This window comes from Bacillus sp. ABP14 (assembly GCF_001831375.1).
In the GTDB taxonomy this organism is placed as follows: Bacteria; Bacillota; Bacilli; order Bacillales; family Bacillaceae_G; genus Bacillus_A; species Bacillus_A paranthracis.
The window spans coordinates 2,438,111-2,460,850 of the sequence record NZ_CP017016.1; the positions used below are offsets into that span (position 1 = coordinate 2,438,111).

The 22,740-nt window shown below is 32.3% G+C and carries 22 protein-coding genes, 2 pseudogenes and 1 riboswitch; of the genes and pseudogenes, 22 read left to right on the forward strand and 2 right to left on the reverse strand.

The window, feature by feature from the left end; translation table 11 throughout:
* The first annotated feature begins 251 nt into the window (after positions 1–251).
* The 3 genes from BGI23_RS12615 (at position 252) to BGI23_RS12625 (ending at position 3,670) form a co-directional block, all read left to right on the forward strand.
* Positions 252–1,022, forward strand: coding sequence for an ABC transporter ATP-binding protein (locus BGI23_RS12615; protein ID WP_070806108.1), 771 nt, complete (start codon positions 252–254; stop codon positions 1,020–1,022).
* The gene (locus tag BGI23_RS12620; RefSeq protein WP_070806109.1) at positions 997–2,931 is read left to right on the forward strand and encodes an ABC transporter permease; all 1,935 of its coding nucleotides are present in this window, start codon (positions 997–999) and stop codon (positions 2,929–2,931) included. The genes BGI23_RS12615 and BGI23_RS12620 overlap by 26 nt, the downstream gene beginning before the upstream one ends.
* 67 nt (positions 2,932–2,998) lie before the next feature.
* Positions 2,999–3,670, forward strand: a complete 672-nt coding sequence (locus BGI23_RS12625) for a lipoprotein BA_5634 family protein (RefSeq protein ID WP_070806110.1) — start codon at positions 2,999–3,001, stop codon at positions 3,668–3,670.
* Between the two features lie 74 nt (positions 3,671–3,744).
* Here the strand turns inward: BGI23_RS12625 and BGI23_RS12630 are convergent, their stop codons facing one another.
* Positions 3,745–4,086, reverse strand: coding sequence for a DUF3914 domain-containing protein (locus tag BGI23_RS12630; RefSeq protein ID WP_001165498.1), 342 nt, complete (start codon positions 4,084–4,086; stop codon positions 3,745–3,747).
* A 254-nt stretch (positions 4,087–4,340) separates the two neighbouring features.
* Here BGI23_RS12630 and BGI23_RS12635 point away from each other — a divergent pair, with 254 nt between their 5' ends.
* The 13 genes and pseudogenes from BGI23_RS12635 (at position 4,341) to BGI23_RS12685 (ending at position 16,735) form a co-directional block, all read left to right on the forward strand.
* Positions 4,341–5,582 (forward strand): esterase/lipase family protein, encoded by a 1,242-nt coding sequence (locus BGI23_RS12635; protein ID WP_070806111.1) that lies wholly within the window; start codon positions 4,341–4,343, stop codon positions 5,580–5,582.
* An 87-nt stretch (positions 5,583–5,669) separates the two neighbouring features.
* On the forward strand, positions 5,670–6,713 hold the full coding sequence (locus tag BGI23_RS12640) for a homoserine dehydrogenase (protein ID WP_070806112.1): 1,044 nt from the start codon (positions 5,670–5,672) through the stop codon (positions 6,711–6,713).
* A gap of 121 nt (positions 6,714–6,834) precedes the next feature.
* Entirely contained in the window at positions 6,835–8,268 is a 1,434-nt protein-coding gene (pdxR, locus tag BGI23_RS12645) for a MocR-like pyridoxine biosynthesis transcription factor PdxR (protein ID WP_070806113.1), read from the forward strand.
* A gap of 169 nt (positions 8,269–8,437) precedes the next feature.
* Positions 8,438–9,352, forward strand: a complete 915-nt coding sequence (ddlB, locus tag BGI23_RS12650) for a D-alanine--D-alanine ligase (RefSeq protein WP_070806114.1) — start codon at positions 8,438–8,440, stop codon at positions 9,350–9,352.
* A 72-nt stretch (positions 9,353–9,424) separates the two neighbouring features.
* Positions 9,425–9,530, forward strand: a riboswitch (TPP riboswitch).
* A 124-nt stretch (positions 9,531–9,654) separates the two neighbouring features.
* Complete coding sequence (gene tenA, locus BGI23_RS12655) at positions 9,655–10,344, forward strand: thiaminase II (RefSeq protein WP_044792383.1); 690 nt, start codon at positions 9,655–9,657, stop codon at positions 10,342–10,344.
* A gap of 317 nt (positions 10,345–10,661) precedes the next feature.
* The gene (locus BGI23_RS28150; RefSeq protein ID WP_157441060.1) at positions 10,662–10,781 is read left to right on the forward strand and encodes an N-acetylmuramoyl-L-alanine amidase C-terminal domain-containing protein; all 120 of its coding nucleotides are present in this window, start codon (positions 10,662–10,664) and stop codon (positions 10,779–10,781) included.
* A gap of 239 nt (positions 10,782–11,020) precedes the next feature.
* A complete protein-coding gene (locus BGI23_RS12660) occupies positions 11,021–11,332 on the forward strand; it encodes a heterocycloanthracin/sonorensin family bacteriocin (protein WP_070806115.1) in 312 nt (103 codons plus the stop codon).
* Between the two features lie 16 nt (positions 11,333–11,348).
* A pseudogene (locus BGI23_RS28965) lies at positions 11,349–11,456 on the forward strand (site-specific integrase); the annotation flags it as partial.
* Between the two features lie 232 nt (positions 11,457–11,688).
* Positions 11,689–12,168 carry a homoserine dehydrogenase gene (locus BGI23_RS12665; RefSeq protein WP_172801685.1) on the forward strand — a complete coding sequence of 160 codons (480 nt, stop codon included), beginning with the start codon at positions 11,689–11,691 and terminating at the stop codon, positions 12,166–12,168.
* Between the two features lie 299 nt (positions 12,169–12,467).
* On the forward strand, positions 12,468–14,855 hold the full coding sequence (locus BGI23_RS12670) for an RNaseH domain-containing protein (RefSeq protein ID WP_070806116.1): 2,388 nt from the start codon (positions 12,468–12,470) through the stop codon (positions 14,853–14,855).
* 208 nt (positions 14,856–15,063) lie between these two features.
* Complete coding sequence (locus BGI23_RS12675) at positions 15,064–15,834, forward strand: DUF3959 family protein (RefSeq protein WP_070806117.1); 771 nt, start codon at positions 15,064–15,066, stop codon at positions 15,832–15,834.
* Positions 15,835–15,975: 141 nt separating this feature from the next.
* Positions 15,976–16,310 (forward strand): annotated as a pseudogene (locus BGI23_RS12680) (DUF3995 domain-containing protein); the annotation flags it as partial.
* A 221-nt stretch (positions 16,311–16,531) separates the two neighbouring features.
* Positions 16,532–16,735, forward strand: a complete 204-nt coding sequence (locus BGI23_RS12685) for a hypothetical protein (RefSeq protein ID WP_000878375.1) — start codon at positions 16,532–16,534, stop codon at positions 16,733–16,735.
* Between the two features lie 243 nt (positions 16,736–16,978).
* Here BGI23_RS12685 and BGI23_RS12690 read toward each other — a convergent pair whose 3' ends face one another.
* Entirely contained in the window at positions 16,979–17,191 is a 213-nt protein-coding gene (locus BGI23_RS12690; RefSeq protein WP_000416564.1) for a hypothetical protein, read from the reverse strand.
* Positions 17,192–17,368: 177 nt separating this feature from the next.
* Here BGI23_RS12690 and BGI23_RS12695 point away from each other — a divergent pair, with 177 nt between their 5' ends.
* From BGI23_RS12695 to BGI23_RS12720, 6 genes are all read left to right on the forward strand, one after another.
* The gene (locus BGI23_RS12695; protein ID WP_070806118.1) at positions 17,369–18,373 is read left to right on the forward strand and encodes a DUF1835 domain-containing protein; all 1,005 of its coding nucleotides are present in this window, start codon (positions 17,369–17,371) and stop codon (positions 18,371–18,373) included.
* Positions 18,374–18,520: 147 nt separating this feature from the next.
* Entirely contained in the window at positions 18,521–18,925 is a 405-nt protein-coding gene (locus tag BGI23_RS12700) for a hypothetical protein (protein ID WP_000282687.1), read from the forward strand.
* A gap of 159 nt (positions 18,926–19,084) precedes the next feature.
* A complete protein-coding gene (gene cypA, locus BGI23_RS12705; RefSeq protein WP_070806119.1) occupies positions 19,085–20,320 on the forward strand; it encodes a cytochrome P450 in 1,236 nt (411 codons plus the stop codon).
* A 268-nt stretch (positions 20,321–20,588) separates the two neighbouring features.
* Entirely contained in the window at positions 20,589–21,872 is a 1,284-nt protein-coding gene (locus BGI23_RS12710; RefSeq protein ID WP_070806120.1) for an MFS transporter, read from the forward strand.
* Positions 21,862–22,494 (forward strand): Vat family streptogramin A O-acetyltransferase, encoded by a 633-nt coding sequence (locus BGI23_RS12715; RefSeq protein ID WP_070806121.1) that lies wholly within the window; start codon positions 21,862–21,864, stop codon positions 22,492–22,494. Before BGI23_RS12710 ends, BGI23_RS12715 begins: the two co-directional genes overlap by 11 nt.
* Positions 22,495–22,564: 70 nt before the next feature.
* The gene (locus tag BGI23_RS12720; RefSeq protein WP_000046091.1) at positions 22,565–22,720 is read left to right on the forward strand and encodes a DUF1540 domain-containing protein; all 156 of its coding nucleotides are present in this window, start codon (positions 22,565–22,567) and stop codon (positions 22,718–22,720) included.
* The last annotated feature ends 20 nt before the right edge of the window (positions 22,721–22,740 follow it).

Below are 22,740 nucleotides of genomic sequence, written 5' to 3' on the forward strand. Positions count from 1 at the left end.
AAGTAAAAAGGCCGATAAAGCAATCGGTCTTTTATTATTATTATAAAGATTAGAAAATAGTATTGTATTTCAAACCACTATGCAAATATTATAAAATAGTTATACATCGATTATAGTATAAAACTAGTTTTATTATCAGTTTTTTAGAAATCTTACAAGCGTGTAAGATAAATGAAAGACGAATCAATATGAACTGTAAGACAATTCATTTACACTCTGTTATGAGACGTGCAAATGAAGGGAGAATATACATGGAAATTTTACATGCAAAAAGTATTAGTAAAGTATATAAAGGGAAAGTACCTTATAAGGCATTAGTTGATATTGATTTATCAATTCAAGAAGGTGAATTTGTAGGGATTATGGGGCCATCTGGTAGTGGGAAAACAACGTTATTAAATATGGTATCTACTATTGATTCTCCATCATCGGGAGAAATTTTAATAAATGGCACAAATCCTTTCCAATTATCATCAGAAGATTTAGCGTTATTCCGCAGAAAACAATTAGGATTTGTTTTTCAATCATTTAATCTTCTTAGCACACTTACTGTAAAAGAAAACATCGTATTGCCAATGACTTTAGATGGTGTTTCTGTGAAAGAAATGAACAAACGAGTGGAAGAAATTGCAGAGAAATTAAACATTACAGAAATATTAAGTAAAAGAACGTTTGAAATATCAGGGGGACAAGCTCAAAGAACAGCAATCGCTCGCGCAATCGTTCATAAGCCGCAATTATTACTCGCAGATGAACCTACAGGGAATTTAGACTCTAAATCTTCAAATGATGTAATGGAGATGCTTGATACTCTAAATAAACAAGAAAAAGCTACGATGATGTTAGTTACTCATGATCCGTATGCAGCGAGTTTTTGCAGCCGAGTAATCTTTATTAAAGATGGTCAACTATATAACGAAATTTATTGCGGTGAAAGCAGGCAAGCGTTTTATCAAAAGATTATGGATGTCCTTTCTTTGTTAGGAGGGAAAAGGCATGACTTTTCGTCAGTTCGCATTTAATAATATTTTTCGTAATAAGCGTACATATGCAGGTCATTTTTTAAGTAGTGCATTTTCAATTATGATTTTCTTTACGTATGCACTTTTATTATTTCATCCTGATCTACAAGGGGAGTTGAAATCGACAAGTACAACAATCAGTGCATTTGGTACATTAGGATTTAAAGTTTCACAAGGGTTGATATTTGTATTTTCATTTTTCTTTATTTTATATTCAGTTAGTTCGTTTTTAAAAACACGTAAGAAAGAATTTGGCATTTTAATGATGCAAGGTATGTCAATGAGACAGCTTAAGAAGTTATTGTTAATTGAAAATATGTTAATTGGACTTGGTTCCATTTGTATAGGTATTCTTATTGGACTCATATTTTCTAAACTAGTTTTGTTAATAAGCGCAAGTGTATTAATGATTAGTAACGGCTTGCCTTTTTATATACCAGTACAGGCTGTATTATTAACAATCATTACATTTCTGTTCTTATTTTTAATTGTTTCGCTAGTAACATTTAAAATGATAAAAGTTACAGAGCTAGTGGAACTGATTCAAGCAGGAGAAAAGCCAAAACCTGAACCAAAATCGTCAATTTTATTATCAATTTTTTCTTTATTTAGTATAGGGTATGGCTATATGTTAGTATTTCGCTTTATCCCAAATCATAGTTTTATTCTGCTAGGAATAGGAGTATTCCTGGTGATTATTGGAACGTACTTTTTATATACACAGTGTAGCGTTTATATATTGCATCTTGCTAAAAGGAGAGAAACTTTCTTTTTAAAGAGAACAAATATACTAACATTTTCAGAATTAATTTATCGTATGAAAGATAATGCAACGATGTTTTTTATAGTATCTATTATTTCAGCAGTAGCTTTTACAGCAATTGGCACGACAGCTGCTCTTGGAAATAAAGATTTAGTAAGAATGACGAATCCGTATACATTACTATACATGGCTCCTGAAAACAACAAAATAGCGGATAAACATCTCTCTATTATAAAAAAACATCTGGCTGATGCTAATATTCCGTATCGAATGGCTTCATCTTCATATATATATACGGAAAGTAATGTATATGTAATGAAATTAAGTGAATATAACGAACTTGCGAGAGCGCTAGGGTATCAACAAGAAACGATTGAAAAAGAAGATGAAATGTTATTAATTCCTGGAATGGTATCACAAAAACAAGAATTTAAAAATGGTGATTATAAGAAGGATATTGAAGTCATTCAAGGCGATTGGACAAAGACATTTCATGTGAAAAAAACTGTCGATAATTTAGTTTTACCTCATGATACGGAAGGAATATATATTGCTATTCAAGATCATGTATATGATGGAATTCCACTTAATAGTGGTCCAGATAATGAAGATATTATTCAATATCGTACATACGGATTTGTTGTAGAAGATTGGATAAAAACGAAAGAGGTTTCAAACCAATTAAATAATATATTTAATCAAGATCCTAGAGATATACATTTTGAATTTAGAGCACTAACAATAGAGTTACTAAGTGCAAAACAAACGAATGGATTATTACTTATGGCTAGTGTTTTAGTCGGAATTGTTTTCTTCACATTTGCTGCTAGTTTTATTTATTTTCGATTATATACTGATTTGGACCGCGATCAACAGCAGTATAAAATGATTTCGAAAATGGGGTTAAGTAAACGGGAGCTAAAGAAAGTCGTAACGAGACAGTTATTATTAATGTTCTTTTTACCGATTACCATTGCAGTAATACACACAGTGGTTGCTTATATGGCATTGCAACAATTAGTCGATTTTTCTATTTTAAATAGTTCTATTGTAATTTTAATTTCATTTATCTGTATACAAGTTTTATATTTCTATATAACTCGTTGGCGTTATTTACAAAAGCTTTATAAAACGATGGAACAATAGAGAATTTAAGCAAGTAAGCTTGCAGAAAAGCATGTGTAGACCAATTTGAGTTATGAAAGGAACTGTAATGAAAAAAACATTATCTATTTTTATATTAAGTATATTAATGTTAATAAGTTTAAGCGCATGCTTTAAAAATGAAAACAGATTTCCAGCTAACGGTGTATTAATCATTGGAGATGAAAATAATACTTTATCAATTATGAATCGTTATCAGGAAATTACGAAAGAAAATGAAGTGTTTTCTGTGAAAACGGGTACATTTGGAAATGGACAAGTTTTAATTTTAAATGAATCTACAGCACAAGCGTTGATTAAAACAAAGATTTTTCGTGAAAGAGAGAACGGATCCAAATTTAGACCTATAGATACGTTACCTAAGTTACCAAAAGAAGGCTCGATTTTGTTGGCACAAGAAGATGAAAAAAATTTAAAAAGTATTCAATTAGAAGGAAAGGAGTTTGCTGTTAAATACGGTAGTGATGCTTGGATAGGTAACACTCGTAAATATCCAACACAAGCGTATGTAATTGTAGCAAAAGATAGTGTGTATAAAGAATTAAAAGCAAATGAAACGAAAATGCATCTTCTCCACCTGAACAAGTCTTTAGGTGATGAAAAACCTAAAATGTCAACAGATAATACATTAATAAATGAAAAAGTAAAAGTAGAAAAGTTAATTAAAGATCATCAAGGGGAAGTATCATTTCAGTTTGTAACGATTGGAGAAAAATCTTAAAAAAGAGTTCGAGGTTGATAGAAATTTTATCAATCTCGAACTCTTTTTACTTTAGAGCATTCATAAAACATAGATTACATTACTTCATTTAATCGAGTCTCACTTGTTTCTTCAATCGCATTTGAATTTTGAACTGAATTATTTTGTGCTTCTTTTTCTTTACGAGCCTTTTGTAGCATTTCAAGTATAATCCATAAAGGAACACCTTTATCTTTTAGCATCTTCCATAAATCTAATTCATTAAATTTATGCTCAGGCTGTTTCATTTCTTTTTCGGATGAACGAATATCGAACTTGATAGGATCATTTACTTTCTTACTTTCAAGTTTAGTAGAAGAGATAGTATTATGCTCAAGATTAGATGGAGTTATTTTAGTAGGTTGAGACAATGTATGAATATTTGATCCGATTTGCATGATTTTTCCTCCTTTTCAAGCAATGAGATTAGTTTTCTTATGGTTATTAAATCTTTTTAACATGAGGAAACTATATCTAATTATAAATTCAAATAAACAGATTTACAAGTTGTATTGTAAAAAGTAAATATTTATCAACATTTGTATATGTTTTCTATATATACAACGTATATAAAATACTTTACATTATGTTTAAGTTATTAAAGCATGCTGTAAATTTAAAAAATGTAAACGTTTTATTAGGGGGAGGAAGTATGGGGAAGTTATTTTTAAAAATATGTTTTTTTGCATTGATGACTGTATGTTCATTCGCCACGAAAGTAATATACGCTGAAGAGAGTCAACAAAATAATTATCCGATCATTTTAGTAAACGGATTTGCCGGATGGGGTAGAGAAGAAATGCTAGGGGTTAAATATTGGGGGGGTGTTCATGATATACAGGAAGATTTGAAACGCAATGGTTATACAGTTCATACCGCAGCCGTTGGGCCAGTTTCTAGTAATTGGGATCGTGCATGTGAATTATATGCCCAAATTAACGGTGGAACAGTAGACTACGGTGCCGCACATGCTGAGAAACATGGACATAATCGTTTTGGAAGAACTTATAGTGGTTTCATGCCGAGTTGGAGTGAAACAAATAAAGTACATTTAGTCGGACATAGCATGGGTGGACAAACGATTAGAACATTGGTACAGCTATTAAAAGAAGGCAGTTTTGAAGAAAAAAATTATGTGAAAAATCACCCAAACAACAAAATATCACCACTATTTGAGGGCGAGAAATCATATGTTCATAGTGTTACAACATTAGCAACCCCTCACAACGGTACAACACTTGCGGATGGTAGTCTTCTACTACCGTTCGTTAAAGATTTACTCATTACAGCTGCAAGTTTAGGAGGAAACAGCAATTTATCATTATATGATTTCAAATTGGATCAATGGGGGTTAAAGAAGAATGCTGGAGAGTCCTCTTTACAATATACTGATCGTATTTTAAATAGTTCAATTTGGAAAAATACAAAAGATATAAGTCAATGGGATTTAAGTACTGATGGTGCAAAGGAGTTAAATACTTGGGTAAAGACGCAACCGAATGTGTATTACTTATCCTATAGTGGACATGCATCACAAGCGGCACCTATAACAGGTTTACATTTGCCTCATATAACGATGAATAAAGTGTTAATGGGGAATGCATTTTTCTTAGGCTCTTATGCGAGATATGAAGAAAACCGCCCATTAATTAATACTTCTTGGTGGCAAAATGATGGTGTAGTAAATACAAATTCTATGATTGCACCATCATCTAATGCAACTGTAAATAATAATGAGTCATTACAGATTGGAAAATGGAATCATATCGAAATGAAAGCAAATTGGGACCATCTCGACATGGTGGGATTAAGTATTTCAGACACGTTAGGTTTTTCTAACATTCAAGAGTTTTATAGAACAATTGCTAAAAAGCTATCACGTTTACCGAAATAGGTAATAATAAAGCGCTCTCGATGGAATTCGGGGGCGCTTTATATTATATTGAAAGAGGGATTTGGTAGAAAAATATGGGGGGATATTATGAAAATTAAAGTTGTATTATCAGGATATGGAACAGTAGGAAGAGAGTTTATAAAATTACTACATGAAAAATGTTCATATATATATGAAAAATATGGTATAGAGTTAGTTGTAAGTGGCGTATTAGGTAGAAATGTTGCAATACATAATGAGGATGGGTTATCTATTCAGGACTTATTAACGTATGGTAGCAGTAGCGCAGCAATTGAGAAGTATATAGAATATCATCCGGAGGAACGTGCAACAGATAACATAAGTGGTACAGTGCTGGTAGAATCAACAGTTACAAACCTTAAAGATGGAAATCCAGGGAAACAATATATAAAACAAGCCATTGAAAAACAAATGGATATAGTCGCAATTTCAAAAGGTGCGCTTGTTACAAACTGGAGAGAAATAAATGAAGCAGCAAAAATTGCGAATGTACGAATTCGATATAGTGGTGCAACTGCGGCCGCATTACCGACACTTGATATTGGTCAATTTAGTTTAGCTGGTTGCCATGTTGAAAAAATAGAAGGAATATTAAACGGGACAACAAATTATATTCTTACGAAAATGAATGAGGAAGATATTACGTTTGAGGAAGCACTGAAAGAAGCGCAACGTAAAGGAATTGCTGAAACGAACCCAATATTAGATGTAAGTGGTTCTGATAGTGCGTGTAAATTGTTACTTTTGACAAACAGTTTAATGGGAACAGAGCATACGCTTACCGATATAAATATAAAAGGAATCGAACATGTTACAAAACAACAAATTCGAAATGCTAAGGAACAAAATAAATTTATTAAATTAATTGCATCAGCATATAAAGATGAGGATGGCAATGTGAATTTAAATGTTGAACCGTGCGAAATAGATAAAGATCATGCGCTAGCAAATGTAAATGGGACAGAAAAAGGGATTACGTTCTTTACAGATACGATGGGCCAAGTTACTACAATTGGTGGTGCATCAAATCCACGCGGAGCCGCAGCAGCAGCTTTAAAAGATATAATTAATTTATATCGTAAAGATTTGTCACGTATTAACGGGGAGTAAAGTTACTAATTGATTAAAGTTGTATTTTATAAAACCGTACCGCCCTTTATAAAAAATACATATGTAGTGGACCTTTTGAGAATGAAATAATTATGCAAAAATGATTGCAGGGGGTAAGGAATTGTTTAAAGATTTTAAAGTTGTGAAAGATCGTCCCGTTTATATTCAATTAAAAGATTATTTAAAGAAGATGATTATGAAAGGGCATTTGCTCGGGGATCAAAAAATTCCTTCAACAAGGGAACTAAGTGAATTACTTAGTGTAAGCAGAAACACTGTACTCGCTGCTTATGCAGATTTAGAGCAAGAAGGGCTCATTTATGCAGTTAAAGGAAAAGGAAATTTTGTTGCGAAGGTTGATATATCGAACACTTCGTCTGTTGAAATAGATTGGAAAAATAAACTTAATACAGTTACTTTATTAGCGGATGAATTAGATTTAATGAAACATGGTGTTCGTTGGGAAAAAGGAATGATTGTTTTTAACAGTATTGCTCCGGACGAAAAGCTATTTGATGTGGAAAATTTCAAAAGAGCTTTTCTTACTCGTATGTCCATTGAAGGTGATGTCGTATTAAATTACGGATACGCAAAAGGCTATAGACCGTTAATGAAATATCTACTTCATTATATGGAAATGAAAGGTGTAGATATTTCGAACAAAGATATTTTAATTACAAATGGATTCACTGAAGGGTTAGACATTGTTCTATCCTCGTTATCAAAGAAATCAGGTAGAGTTATTTGTGAGAATCCAACTCACCATGCTGCGCTGAAGCTATTCCGCTTACATGGCCTTGAAGTTCATGGTATTGATATGAATGAAGATGGTATTGATACGAATCAAGTTGAAAAAAGCTTGCGTGAAAAAGAGTTTGATTTTGCATATTTAATTCCTTCCTATCATAATCCAACCGGCATTGTGACGAGTTCAGAGAAAAGAACAGAACTGATGAGATTATTTTCAAAATATAAGGTTCCTATTATAGAAGATGGATTTAATGAGGAACTACGTTATTCAGGTTCACATTTAGCCCCATTATTAACTTTTGCTGGCGCTGGTAATAATGTGATTTATATTAGTAGCTTTTCGAAGGTACTTTTCCCTGGTTTACGTGTCGGATGGATCATTGCAGATAAAGAATTGATCCATCATTTAGAAAGTGTAAAAAGAGCAAGAACAATTCATACATCTACTTTAGATCAAGCTGTTCTTTTTCAATATTTACATGAAGGATATTTTGAAAAATATTTAAAAAAGGCAAGGTCTGTTTATAAGAAAAAATATGAGTTAGCTGTTGGGGCGTGTAACGAGTACATTCCGTTTCAAAGAATGACTGGTGATGGTGGACTTCATTTATTTATAGAGTTAGAAGAAAAAATTCATGCTCGTACACTTTTACAAAAATGTTATGAGCAAGGGGTTACTTTTTCTCCTGGAGATGTGTTTTATTCTGATGGAAGAGGAGCGAACACGTTTCGATTAGGATTTTCACGTTTGAAAGAAGACGAAATAGTTCGGGGAATCAAAATAATCGGTGATACAATAAAGTGAAACTTTAATCAGTGGGGGGGGTTCATCCCCCACTGATTATTAGTTGAACCAATCGGGCTTTTACGGGCAGTTGATCCCCCACCTAACTGCATTGCTTCCGCTGAATTTTGAGGTGGGGGTCTTACTGCCCGTTAATGCGGGATAAAAAACGAAATTTGGAGTTGAGGAAATGAGAATCGGCGTTATTATGGGAGGAGTATCCTCTGAAAAACAAGTATCAATTATGACTGGAAATGAAATGATTGCAAATTTAGATAAAAATAAATATGAGATAGTACCAATTACGTTAAATGAAAAAATGGATTTAATTGAAAAAGCGAAAGACATTGATTTTGCGCTGCTCGCATTACACGGAAAATACGGAGAAGATGGGACTGTTCAAGGAACGCTTGAAAGTTTAGGTATTCCTTATAGCGGGAGTAATATGTTATCTAGCGGTATATGTATGGATAAAAATATTTCGAAAAAGATTTTACGTTATGAAGGAATAGAAACACCAGATTGGATTGAACTTACAAAAATGGAGGATCTTAATGTTGATGAATTAGATAAGTTAGGATTTCCGTTAGTAGTAAAACCAAACTCTGGTGGTTCAAGTGTTGGAGTAAAGATTGTCTACAATAAAGACGAATTAATTTCAATGCTGGAAACTGTGTTCGAATGGGATTCTGAAGTAGTAATAGAGAAATATATAAAAGGTGAAGAGATTACATGTTCCATTTTTGATGGGAAACAGTTACCTATCATTTCAATTCGGCATGCGGCTGAGTTCTTTGATTACAATGCGAAATATGATGATGCTAGTACAATTGAAGAAGTTATCGAACTTCCAGCTGAACTTAAGGAACGTGTAAATAAAGCATCATTGGCGTGCTATAAAGCATTAAAATGTAGTGTTTATGCAAGGGTTGATATGATGGTGAAGGACGGTATTCCATATGTAATGGAGGTTAATACATTACCAGGGATGACACAAGCAAGTTTACTACCAAAAAGTGCAGAAGCAGAGGGAATTGATTATAGTAAACTATTAGATATGATTATTGAAACTTCATTGAGAGTAAGAAAAGAAGAAGGGTTTTAAGCAATGGTATCATGAATACTTTTGACAGTAACAAGAAGTATGTTATGATGAATACGATACGAAAATAAAATATTTATCCACTAGGGGGGCCTTTTATAGGCTGAGATCAAATTGGAATTTGAGACTCTTAGTACCTGATCTGGTTAATGCCAGCGTAGGGAAGTGGGAAAGACATTGCTGTTTCATGTATAAATACTGTCAATTTCACTTTCTTTACGCCTGTAAAGAAAGTTTTTTTATTATAAAGCGTTAATTGCTGTGGATAAATACTTATATTAAATAAATTACTTGGAGGGATTTAAATGACTTTTTCACAATCATTACGTAAAGAAGTAGATTCAATTTGGGAAGCTAGTTTTCATCATCCTTTTGTAAAAAAACTCGGTGAAGGAACGTTAGATTTAGCTAATTTTCGCTATTACGTGCTTCAAGATTCATATTATTTAAGTCACTTTGCTAGAGTACAAACTTTAGGAGCTGCAAAAGCACTGGAATTAGAAACGACAGCTCGTATGGCACACCATGCCCAAAATACATATGAGGCGGAATTATCTTTACATGAGAATTTTGCGAAGAAATTAGGGATAACACAAGAAGAAAAAGATACTTTTATCCCTGCTCCAACTGCATATGCATATACTTCACATATGTACCGTGCTGCGTATGAAGGACATTTAGGCGATATTATTGCAGCCATTTTACCTTGCTATTGGTTGTATTATGAAATTGGTGAGCGTTTAAAAGAGTGCCAGCCAGAAGAGCCGATTTATAACGAATGGATTTCTGCTTATGGATCTGATTGGTTCCGAACATTAGTCGAAGAGCAAATTACAAGGTTAGATACTATCGCTGAAAAAGTAACTGAATCAGACCGTAAGCGAATGAAACAACATTTTATTATTAGTAGTCAATATGAATATTCATTTTGGGAAATGGCTTATACTTTAGAAAAGTGGCCAGTGGATACAGACGTAAAAGATGTAATTGGATAAAAATGAAAGTAACATTATAGATAGGTATGGATAATGCCTATCTATATATTTTTTCTTGCTAGATTTGCGTAAAGTTGATAGTGTTACGGATACGGCAAAATGTCATATCGATAAGTTAGTTAAGTTAATTTTTTGCGCATTAACTGGTTAAACTTCTGCCACATTTATCCCGCTTTAATGGGCAGTAAGACCCCCACCGCAAAATTCAGCGAAAGCAAAGAAGTTAGGCGGGGATCAACTGCCCATAAAAGTCCGATTGGTGAGGGCTGATAATCAGTGGGGATGAAGAAACCCCCCACTGATTAAAGTTTCACTTTATATTACAAACAAACAGATTAACATATTTCGTTACTGCTCCAACTTCAGATGAACAGCGTAATGGAATGAAATTCTACCTTGAACATAAAGGGTACGGCATCATGGTTATTGAGAAATGAATTGAACTTAGTAAGCATGAAGATATAACACTAGAATTCAAATTTTATAATTTCTATTTATAAAAATGAGCCCATAGTAAAAATAGGTACATAAACAAGGTGCATCATCTAGTGATAAGTCATACTTTGTTGGTGTATGAATTGAACTTAGTTTATAGCGCTATTTCTACTTAGATTTAACGAACAGAGATATAGGAAAGCATCGATGAGGTTTTATTTTATAAACGGAGGTTATGAAAATGAATCAGTTTCAACAAGAACTACAAGCGTTAAGCCTTAATGATTACCGGTCTGGAGATATTGTGTATTGGGATCAGCAAAACCAATATCCATATTACTATATTGAAGATGCTGCTCGTCGCTGTGGAGGTTGTGGTCGCTGTGGAGGTTGTGGTCGTTGTGGCGGTTGTGCAGGTCGCTGTGGTGGATTCCGTTGTTTTGGTTGCTTCGGTTGTTTTGGTTGTTTTAGTTGTGGAGGTTGTGGCAGCTGTGGTAGTTGCTCTAATTGTTTTAATGGTACTTCTGATGCTATTGTAATATATGAATATTGACTACATTTATTAATAAAAAACATTAGCTTTATACATGTACATGCCGACAAAGAATATAGCTATCGCTAATGGATATATAGGTGTAAATCAAGATGAGATAGATAAAGCAATGACTAGATTTTAAATCTAATTATTGTTTTTTTTCTTATGATTTTACCATCAAATATCTGTCTAATTTAAGGAGTGATTTCTTTTAGTTAGTGTGTAGGTCATGAAATGATTACAATTGTGTAAGATTAATGTAATGTTTATCGATAGTAAATTAAGATACTTTAGTGTATTTTAAATAGGATTAAAAAGTACTGTTTATCTATAGAATAATGGGTAAATAATATTTAATTAGGAAGTGTATTAAAATGATTGAATTTAAATCTATTATCCATTCTTACAAACTAAAGAGAAAAATAGCTAAGGATTTATACGGAAAAAGAGATGAATTGACAATGTTATTAAATGAACTTAATTACATGAAAAGTACTGTAACATCTGAAAAGAAGAAAGATAATATATTATCTCGTTTAGAATTAATTTATCAAAATATGAAATTAGATAAGCTGTATCCTCTTCCAGTTGCTTGTAATAGTAAATTATTGGAACGATTAGAAAAAGAATCTCTACATACTATTGAGGATGGTGTAAACTGTCTACATTACATGTTAGATATGAATTATGAGAAAATAAAACAATATGGATCGAATACAAGTAGGTCATTTGTTCCGTTATCGCAGTCTTCCATTTGTCTTGCTGATTGTATTTGTTTAACAGGATTTGTATTAGGTTTACTAGGAGCAATTTCATTTGGAGGATTCATATTATCCTTATGTTCAATTACATAATGGTTCATATTTTTAAGAAGAGCACCGACTTAAGGTGTTCTTTTTTAGTTTTATTGTAAAGTTATTGTAAATGATAAATACATTAAGTTATTTATATTGTATAATTTGCATGTATTGAAATATTATTTTAAGGGGGCTGTATATGATAATTACTTTTTATTTTAAAATGAGCTGTTTCAATAATATATGATTCGGAGAAATGTTTTTTACTTTTCTTTTAAATACTTGATTTAAATGGATTAGAGCAAGTGCTAGTTTTTTGACAATCAAGACAAATAAAGAAAGGAAGTAATGATTTTATGAACAAACTAAGACTGTTAACATTTGAAAATATAATAGAACCTCTTTTAAACGAAAGCGTATCATTTATATATTTTCCTATTGAATGGCTCGATATTGTAGAGATACATTATAAGACATTTTTATTAACGAGTAAGTTGAAACGATTGAATGAAAGATTATATGATATGTTTTCTGATATATTATTTATTCAGCATAATCCATATGTACTAAATGAAAATACACCATGGATTGTATGTAAAGAACCTATTAGAAAAGAACAACTTGATTATATTTTTCAAAGTTGGTATGAGATTATTCATGATTGGAAACCTAATAAATTAATAGAATCGCCAAAATATGAATGGCATTATGATTCAATTTCTAATTTAACAGTACTACATGATAAGGAAGTATATTCTAAATGGGTGCCCGCTTTAATTTCACATATTTTTTGTGAACGTCCTGTACAATTAGAAAATATAAATGAAGAAGATATATATTTTTCTCCTCTTAGATCACAAAATATTTGTGAGGCGATGTCAGAGCCTATTAAAGACGAAAAAACACAAGACTATTTCGCCTATGTATTTCGGTTCGAATATATAACGCGAGGAGGAGAGAACATTCCATTATTAAATGTTTCAATAGGAATTCGGAGGTTTTATCAAGAATATAATCATCCAGACATTCCTTTGCTAATAAGACGAAAACGGGGCATGATATTAATTTCTACTCCAGAATTTGCATCGAATAATAAGAAATTACGATTTGTAAAACTAAAAGTTCAGCAGGCTACAAACGGCATCAAATGGATTAAGATATTTAGAAATTTAAAAGATGACTTTCGTATAGGTGGAGAAGTTGAATTAGATCATATTCTTCAATATCCGAAAGATTATATGCTAGGAGCAAATCTTAGGGTACTTCTTCCATACAATGAGAGAATATATAAAGTTCAAGGTACTAAAATAAGATCTGGTATAAAAGCAAAAGAAAGAGAGTATCTATTTAAAGGGTTTCAGCAAAAATTTTCTTATTTCACATTACTACCAGAATGTAAAAAGATGGAAATAGGCAATGAGAAAGAAGTATTCCCTTTAATTGCACCAAAAGGATTAGAGACTATAACGCTAGAAATATGGTCTGAAAAAATATCTCTGGGAGTAGAACAAGCGTTATTTGAAAGTGAAATGGTGTTAGCTCAAATCAGTGAGTCATCATATATATTAAATGCAGATTCTCCAGTGTTGTTAAAAATAGTAAGATGTAATATTGAAAAGGTATTGCAAAATCCATATAAAATGCAATATTGCCAGAAGTATAAAACGAATTTAGTAGAGGATGTTATGAAAGCGGTTTATGCTACTGCAGGTGAGCGTAATGATGCGACATTGGCGTTAATTGCAATGAAAAATTGTGATGGACGTGAAAAAATTGATCCAAAGCAAATTGTTAGAGAAGGATTTGCACGAACAAACCGTATTTCAGCATTTATTAATTTATTTATAGGCCAAAGTGTGTCTCGTAAAACGATTATAAATGGTATTTTGAGTTTATTAGAACAAAAAGGATTTTTAAAACGTAGTTGGAATAAGATAAATTTACCTTGTACATATGTTAATTTATCAATTGAACGAATCTCGAAATTTGATTTCTTACCCATTTTTTCAAAAATAAAAGGAAAAGAAATTTCATATAAATTATATGGGAATATAGAGTGGCAAACGATTGATCGTTTATTATTAAATGTAGATAAACATAACACCTTTTTGCCGCAGCCTTCAAAAAGAAATGATATGGGTATTCAATTTAAACAATTTGTTTCTGAAACATTAGCGGAAATTTTACAACCTGCAAAAGAGCAAAATGAGCAAGTATACTTCATTATAGATGCGAATGTAAGAAAACATTGGATAAAAGAGTTACAAAATGAAAAAATTGATATAGATACTTTCCCTGACATTGTTCCAGATGTGCTAAAGGTTCCAAACTTAAATGCTGTAAGAATAAATACATCTTTTGATGTACCCAAATACGGTGTGATAGAATGTGATGACGTATTAGATAGTACGAGTTTATATATAGATCAAAAGGGAATGTATTATAGCACTGGTGAGTATCTGTGTAATGATAGTGAAACATTGCATCGATATATACTTGAAATATTACCTCTAGGTGTAAAAGCTGTTGAAAGGAACTATATTGCCAAAATGGTACATTACATGTGCTGTAATTCAAGTATGCTTTTGGAAAAGAATATACACATGCCATATTCTATGCATATGGCGAAAGTAATAAAAAGTTATATGACGGATATAGATGCAAGAGAGTTTAAAGAGTTTGATGATGAATTGGATGTAGATATTATAAAGATAGAAAAGAAAGAATCGGTTATTCGGATTTAAATAATAATAGACAAATCCTGCTCATTATATCGATCAGGATTTGTCATTTTTTCATGTAAATAAGGATATCTTTTGTCATGTATCTTCTCTTTTATATATTTACTTTATTTCCATACAGGATTAAGATGTTTTTTAGAAATGAAAAACTACACCATGTGGAAAAGTAATATGAATTAACTCAAAAGAAATTTGAAAGGAATGAGGAATTGTGAAGAAATTAGATGTGCTATTCATGCTATTGAGCGGCCTCTTTCCAGTTGCAGGAATTTTAAAGCAAATCCCACTAGAACAATCTTTATATATTGGAGGCCTTTTATTTTTCACCAGTTTCGGTAGTTATTTTGCGAAAAAAATATATTCACGTATATGTAGCTGGATAGCATATGCGCCATTTATTACACTATTGTTAGTTATTTGGCATCAAGATATTTCAACAAGTTCAATCATAGCGAATGCGAAAATCGCTGCTTGTATCGCTTTAATCCCATGTTTATTCCGTTTTCGTACATATGGGCTTACTTTCGGTTTATTCGCATTATGGGCCGCTTTACTATGGGATATTAAAGAAGTGCAATCGTTAGTCATACTTGAACGTATGTCGAGTTTAATGACAAGTAATTTCAAATATCTTATGCTTTTAGTTGGTGGACTTATATTAGGTGGATTAATTGCTATGTTATTACACCGTAAAGAAGAGGATCATAAAGAAAATATAACTTTATTTCAACAAAAAAAGAAACGTAAAAAGCAATCATTTCAGATTCCGATCCCAAGATTACCGAAATTTAAGTTAAAATTATTTAAGTTTGGTGGCAAAGTATCGAAACAAAAAACGCCTGAAGAAATACGTGAGCATAATTACGAAGAACCAACTGCAGTTGCAACATATGAAATGGCAGAGCAAATACCTCAATATAAAGAAGAGACTGCTCAAGGACAAACGAGGATGGAACGTCGTAGAAATCGGTATAATGCATAATAAAGTTAAAAGCCCCTTAATGATTAATCAATTTTAAGAAAAATCATTAAGGGGTTTTATGTTATAAAAAATAGATTGCTAAGGTGAAATTTATAGCATACTCTAAAGTTGAGGGCTTAAATAAAATAATAGGAGGACAAAATGTTTATTATTACATATATTTCTGTCTGTATATTATTTTTAGTTAGCTTTTTACATGTTTATTGGGCTTTTGGAGGTAAGTGGGCGACAAATAGTGTCATTCCAACAAAAGCTGGAGAAAAGGCATTTACACCAGGTACAGGGATGACTTTGTTCATTGCGTTATTACTAAGTATGGCCGCAATAATTTTATTACAACAAACAAATATTATTCATTTCGCATTTCCTAATATTATTGTTCAAATGGGATCCTGGGTTTGTATGGTTGTTTTTTTTTAAGAGTAATAGGTGAATTTCATTATTTTGGTATCTTCAAACGAAAAAAAGATACGCGTTTTGCTAGAATGGATACTGTTTTATTTATACCACTTTGTGCATTTCTATCTTTATCATTTTTACTCGCAATTATAATGTGAATAAAAAATAGTATCAGCTTTTTTCATATTAAATATAAACGTAAATTGGCAAGTGTAAAAGTGTAAAATCTAGTATTAAATAAAAAGGATGTAAGCGCCTTTTTATCGAATTATAGATTATTATGAAAGGCGGGTGCACGATGAAGTATGTAAAAGTCAGTATGAATGGCGGAAGTGAACATAAATTCTCGATGACTTTAGAACGGTTTGAAGAACTTATTACAACAGAGAATGGACTATTAGAAAATAAATTAGTTAGTATTGAAAATGTAATGATTAACCCTACTAATATATCTTCTGTAGTTGAAAAAATTGGTGTACCGGCAAAGTTTATGGAAGCTTAAAAATCGGTACATAAAAAAACATCCACGGGGGATGTTTTTTTATGTATAAATATGTTAATTGTACAAGGAATTTATGAGGAGAATTTATAGTGATACTTCGTACATGCACAAAAAATAAGTACAAGCATATATTAGATAGTGGGACAAGACCTTCGTGTCCTACTTAATACTCAGAAAAACCTCTATCACATGAGAGCATCTAATTGCAGGGTGCTCTTTTTTTATCCCACTTTATCCGGATCTTTAACTTTTAATTTTAAACATATCTTTGATGCTCATAAATATTAAAAATAAAATAATAGCAAAAATTAAGTTAGATAAATAGAAATCTTGATGAAATATTAATTCAAAGATGACATCAAAAGCAAATAAAAAGGCGATAGTAGGTAATATACAAATAAATATAAATCTCCAATTTTTTAGATAATGTTTATAATTAGGAAATACTTTCTCCATAAACATAGCTCCTATATTTTTTATTTTCTATATAATTATACATTTAAATAAAAGGATTTGCAAAAGGTTATTTAGCAATCTTTCTAATACATGATTTGACTAAAAAACTTTTAAAGAGTAACACTTAAATGATACACTATAATCCACGTTATTTTTGAAATGAATTGAGGGGTTTACATGATAGATAAAATTAAAAATGCTGTAGAGGATATGCACGAAGATGACGCAAAACCTTTACTTCAAAGTATTCTAATCCAATTAAATTTATTAAAAGAAAACTATAGTGAAGATACTATTAAAAATTTGATGGATATTCCTAAGCAACTAACGAGTAATACATCTTATAAAAGAAATGTAAAAGAAGTCTCACACGTACATATTGCATTTGATGATTCAACAGCTGGATGTTTAAAGCATATGCTTGGTCAAGAAGAACGATTGGAAGAGATGGTTGTTGCTTTTTCTGAATTCTTTTCAATTGGGCCGATAAATAAGTTACATATGAATGAAGGGCAACTAGCAAGACAGGAATGGTTAGTAAACAACTTAAATGCTTATGAAAATTATTTTGAAGAAGAGTATTTACCAAGGTTTTTAGAAACTATGGAAGAACTATACGCTATTCCTAGTGAAACGCCTATTACAATTTGGAAAGCCGATAACGCACATGAACATGTAGGTCTATGTTTTGTAATGGCGCAATTAAAAGATAAGAAAAATATTCGCGTTATGAATACATCTGAAGCAAGTAAAGAAATATTAAAACTAGAGTATGTTATTCGTGGAACAGGAGAGTTACCACCTGAAAGTTTAGCTCTAATTCAAAAAAGTTTTGTAAAATTGCCGTATTTAACTGTAGAGAATCGGATGCAGTTTGAACATGAGTGGGATAGTCTCTCGAAAAGTACGGGATTTTTAAGAGTTTGGACAGACAATGAAGTGCGTTCTGTACAAGAAAATTATTTTGATCAATTTATTATTGAATGTGCGAAAAGTATAGGTGCTGATCAAGAATTCCTAAAAGCTCCTAGAGTAATTGGTGAAGCACTTGGTCTTGTAGAGCAATCAGTTGGCGATACGTTTTTAGAATATCGCTTAAAGGAATTAATTAAACAAGAAGTATTTGAATTTGAAGGTTCATTAGATGAAATGCGTTTCTATAGTGTGAAATTAAGAAAATAATACATCTATTCTGTTTATGAAGAAGCTCGTATTTTTAAATACGAGCTTTATTTTTTGTTGAATTTAGGCTATACATAAGCTTCCCAGAGAGGGCATATCACATATGAATGGTAAAGGCAATGAATGAAAAGAAGGTGATTTATTAATATGTATAACCAGCAAAATTATCCATATGATCAAGCGATGTATTATAATCCACAAAACTACGGGTATGAACCTACAAATGAAGTGAGAGATATTGAACAAGAAGATTACAGACCAGATGATGCGGAAGATGCTCCAACGTCACCACCTCCGTCACAAGCGCCGTCGTTACCGTCTACATTTGCTTCTCCTGCACAACCAGGTAATATGAAATCATGGATGTGTAACTGTCTAGGAAGATGGGGCTATTTACGCTTACATCGTCCTGGTCCTTTTGGAAGGGATTTATGGTTCTTCCCGACTGAAGTGAGAAGAAATGGAGTATCAGGTTACACGTGGCAAGGTGGTCGTCGTCGTAAAGTAAGTTATCGCTATCAACAAATTAGTAATTTTATGTGCTTCGCATAAAGAAAAGTGAGAGAGTAGAAAGATTTTACTCCCTCACTTTTTTATTTTTCAATATACGAAGTAAGGTTTTGATTAAAAAGTTACAATTTTCACGTTTTTATTAGCGTATAATGCATATGTTGGTTGTTTTTTTAAAACAAATGAGAGTGAGGGAATACAATGTCAATGAAAAATAAAGTTGGGCTAAGAATAGAGGATGGCATCAATTTAGCTTCAGCTCAGTTTAAAGAAGATGCATATGAAATTTATAAAGAATCTCGTAAAATGCAACCTATCTTATTTGTGAATAAAACTGAATTAGGTGCAGAGTGGCTTATTACAAGATATGAAGATGCTTTACCACTATTAAAAGATAATCGCTTAAAAAAAGATCCGGCCAATGTGTTTTCTCAAGATACATTGAATGTGTTTCTTACTGTTGACAATAGTGATTATTTAACGACGCACATGTTAAATTCGGATCCACCTAATCACAATCGTTTACGATCACTCGTACAAAAAGCTTTTACACCGAAGATGATCGCGCAATTGGAAGGAAGAATTCAGTATATCGCAGATGATTTATTGAACGAAGTTGAGCGAAAAGGTTCATTAAACCTTGTGGATGATTATTCATTTCCTTTACCGATCATTGTGATAAGTGAAATGCTTGGCATTCCAAAAGAGGATCAAGCGAAATTCAGAATTTGGTCTCATGCTGTCATTGCTTATCCAGAAACACCAGAAGAAATAAAAGAAACTGAAAAGCACCTATCTGAGTTTATTACATACCTTCAATATTTAGTTGATATGAAACGAAAAGAGCCGAAAGAAGACTTGGTTAGTGCTTTAATACTTGCAGAGAGTGAAGGGTATAAGCTTAGCGCCCGAGAACTATATTCGATGATCATGTTACTAATTGTGGCGGGACACGAAACAACGGTAAATTTAATAACAAATACGGTATTAGCGCTTCTCGAAAATCCGAACCAATTACAGTTATTAAAAGAAAATCCAAAATTAATTGATGCTGCTATTGAGGAAGGATTACGATATTATTCCCCGGTTGAGGTTACAACTTCAAGATGGGTAGATGAACCTTTTCAAATTCATGACCAAACAATTGAAAAAGGAGATATGATTGTCATTGCCTTAGCTTCTGCAAACCGTGATGAAACAGTATTTGAGAATCCGGAAGTTTACGATATTACTCGCGAGAACAATCGCCATATTGCCTTTGGACATGGTAGCCATTTCTGCCTAGGCGCTCCACTTGCTAGGTTGGAAGCAAAAATTGCTATTACTACGTTATTCAATCGGATGCCTAAACTACAAATAAAAGGGAATCGAGAAGAAATCAAATGGCAAGGTAATTATTTAATGCGTTCTTTAGAGGAATTACCATTAACATTCTAGAATATTTATTATAAGACATGCATACATAGAAAATGATTTACATAGAGTATGTATGTGTTATTTAAATTCGAAACGGAAGGGTGAAAACATCCCAATGATCAACTAATTCTATTTATAAGAGATCTTCGTTAAAAAACGAAATATTCTTCTGAATAGGATTAGTCTGTACATTTATAGAAAAGGGATGTATTTCGCTTTGCGAAAAATATAGTCTTTTCATATGATTTGTGCTGCCTCCTGTTCAGAACATGAAATAGGGGGCTTTTTTATGTCGACAAATGTAGAAACGAAACAAAATAATGGGGTATCACAAGTATTAAAAAACCGGTTTGTTCAAGGGATTTTAGCATCAGCATTATTTTTACAAATTGGAATATGGGTTCGGAACTTTGCGGTATTACTATATGTAATGGAAATGACAAAGGGTGATGCTTTTGCTATTTCGATGATTTCAGTGGCGGAGTTTGCTCCAATTTTCATCTTTTCCTTTATTGGTGGAACGTTTGCTGATAGGTGGAAGCCGAAGAGGACTATGATATGGTGTGAGACTTTAAGTTCTTTATCAGTATTTGCAGTATTAATTACTCTAATGTTTGGAACGTGGAAAATCGTGTTTTTTGTCACACTTATTTCTGCAATCCTTTCGCAATTTTCTCAGCCATCTGGCATGAAATTGTTTAAACAGCATTTATCGGCAGAACAAATTCAATTAGCAATGTCTATTTATCAAACAATATTTGCGATATTTATGGTGTTAGGACCGATTCTTGGAACATTTATTTTTCATAGTTTTGGAATTTATATTTCAATCATTATTACAGGTATCGCTTTTTTACTTGCAGCAGCTGTGTTGTTATTTCTTCCGAAAGATCTTGAGAATGATAATGAGAAGAAAGAAATCACTCTATTACAGGAAATGCTCGATGGAATTAAATATGTGAAAAAGAAAAAGGCATTAACTTTGCTAGGGCTTTGTTTTATGGCTGCAGGACTAGGAATAGGATTAATTCAGCCATTAGGTATATTTATTGTGACTGAGCAGTTAGGATTATCAAAAGAGAGTTTACAATGGTTACTAACAGTAAATGGTGCAGGAATGATTGTTGGGGGGGCTTTAGCGATGGTATTTGCAAAAAACGTTGCGCCGCAAAAAATGTTAATTATCGGTATGCTCGGTCAGGCAATCGGCATCGGTATTATAGGTTATTCCACAAATCTATGGGTAACACTCACAGCACAACTTTTTAGTGGGTTAGCTCTTCCATGTATACAAATAGGTATTAATACGCTTATTATTCAAAATAGCGATACAGATTTTATTGGTCGTGTAAATGGCATTTTAAGTCCACTATTTACCGGTTCAATGGTAGTAACAATGAGTATAGCTGGTTCATTAAAAGAAATGTTTTCACTCAGTATGATGTATGAGGGCACAGCTTTACTATTTATAATTGGATTATTATTTATTTTACCTATATACAATTTAAAGCCAGTTATAGCGGTAGAAAGTGAAATGAATAGTAAAGGAAGTGCTGTGCAACATGAATCCTAATCCAAATGTTAAATACCCTATAGAAGGAAATAAAAATGTTCACTTTATAAAAAATACAATAACGAAAGCTAATATACTAGCCGGAGACTATTCATATTATGATGCGAAAGATGGAGAAACATTTGAAGATCGAGTATTACATCATTATGAATTTCTTGGTGATCACCTTATCATTGGAAAGTTTTGTTGTATTGCAAATGGAGTTACCTTTATTATGAACGGAGCGAATCATCGGATGGATGGATTTTCGGCATATCCATTTAATATATTTGGAAATGGGTGGGAGAAGCATACACCTAGTTTGTCTGATCTACCTTACAAAGGGGATACAGTTATAGGAAATGATGTTTGGATTGGTATGGATGCAACAATTATGCCTGGAATCAAAATAGGAGATGGTGCAATCATTGCAGCTAAATCTGTTGTGACTAGAGACGTTGCACCATATACAATTGTTGGTGGAAACCCCGCGAATAAAATAAAGGAACGATTTACAAATACAATAATAGAGGAATTACTGCAAATTCAATGGTGGCATTTTGATATTGAAAAAATAACTGAAAATATAGATGCCATTGTACAAGGGAATATAGAGCTATTAAGAAAGCTAAAAAGGGAATAAAAAATGCATAACAAAGAGTATCATACCTCCGAATTTTGTTAATGATAATAGAACGAGGAGGTGTGATACTATGGCACAAGACGTTTTATGTGAAGTAAACAATTGTAAATTTTGGGCTAACGGTAATAAATGTAGCGCAGACGCAATTTATGTAGTAAGTCATAAAGGAAAACAAGCATCGACTACAGAAGAAACAGATTGCAAAACTTTCGATCCGGAAGTATAAATTTTTGAAGGGTAGCCAAA

Coding starts and splice junctions, on each gene's coding strand:
- BGI23_RS12630 (WP_001165498.1), bottom strand. CDS start 4,086: ATGCAAATCGGATCAAATATTCATACATTGTCTCAACCTACTAAAATA.
- BGI23_RS12695 (WP_070806118.1), top strand. CDS start 17,369: ATGATAGATAAAATTAAAAATGCTGTAGAGGATATGCACGAAGATGAC.
- tenA (WP_044792383.1), top strand. CDS start 9,655: ATGACTTTTTCACAATCATTACGTAAAGAAGTAGATTCAATTTGGGAA.
- BGI23_RS12710 (WP_070806120.1), top strand. CDS start 20,589: ATGTCGACAAATGTAGAAACGAAACAAAATAATGGGGTATCACAAGTA.
- BGI23_RS12615 (WP_070806108.1), top strand. CDS start 252: ATGGAAATTTTACATGCAAAAAGTATTAGTAAAGTATATAAAGGGAAA.
- cypA (WP_070806119.1), top strand. CDS start 19,085: ATGTCAATGAAAAATAAAGTTGGGCTAAGAATAGAGGATGGCATCAAT.
- ddlB (WP_070806114.1), top strand. CDS start 8,438: ATGAGAATCGGCGTTATTATGGGAGGAGTATCCTCTGAAAAACAAGTA.
- BGI23_RS12665 (WP_172801685.1), top strand. CDS start 11,689: ATGATTGAATTTAAATCTATTATCCATTCTTACAAACTAAAGAGAAAA.
- BGI23_RS12685 (WP_000878375.1), top strand. CDS start 16,532: ATGAAGTATGTAAAAGTCAGTATGAATGGCGGAAGTGAACATAAATTC.
- BGI23_RS12700 (WP_000282687.1), top strand. CDS start 18,521: ATGTATAACCAGCAAAATTATCCATATGATCAAGCGATGTATTATAAT.
- BGI23_RS12640 (WP_070806112.1), top strand. CDS start 5,670: ATGAAAATTAAAGTTGTATTATCAGGATATGGAACAGTAGGAAGAGAG.
- BGI23_RS12635 (WP_070806111.1), top strand. CDS start 4,341: ATGGGGAAGTTATTTTTAAAAATATGTTTTTTTGCATTGATGACTGTA.
- BGI23_RS12670 (WP_070806116.1), top strand. CDS start 12,468: ATGAACAAACTAAGACTGTTAACATTTGAAAATATAATAGAACCTCTT.
- BGI23_RS12620 (WP_070806109.1), top strand. CDS start 997: ATGACTTTTCGTCAGTTCGCATTTAATAATATTTTTCGTAATAAGCGT.
- BGI23_RS12660 (WP_070806115.1), top strand. CDS start 11,021: ATGAATCAGTTTCAACAAGAACTACAAGCGTTAAGCCTTAATGATTAC.
- BGI23_RS12690 (WP_000416564.1), bottom strand. CDS start 17,191: ATGGAGAAAGTATTTCCTAATTATAAACATTATCTAAAAAATTGGAGA.
- BGI23_RS12720 (WP_000046091.1), top strand. CDS start 22,565: ATGGCACAAGACGTTTTATGTGAAGTAAACAATTGTAAATTTTGGGCT.
- BGI23_RS12715 (WP_070806121.1), top strand. CDS start 21,862: ATGAATCCTAATCCAAATGTTAAATACCCTATAGAAGGAAATAAAAAT.
- BGI23_RS12625 (WP_070806110.1), top strand. CDS start 2,999: ATGAAAAAAACATTATCTATTTTTATATTAAGTATATTAATGTTAATA.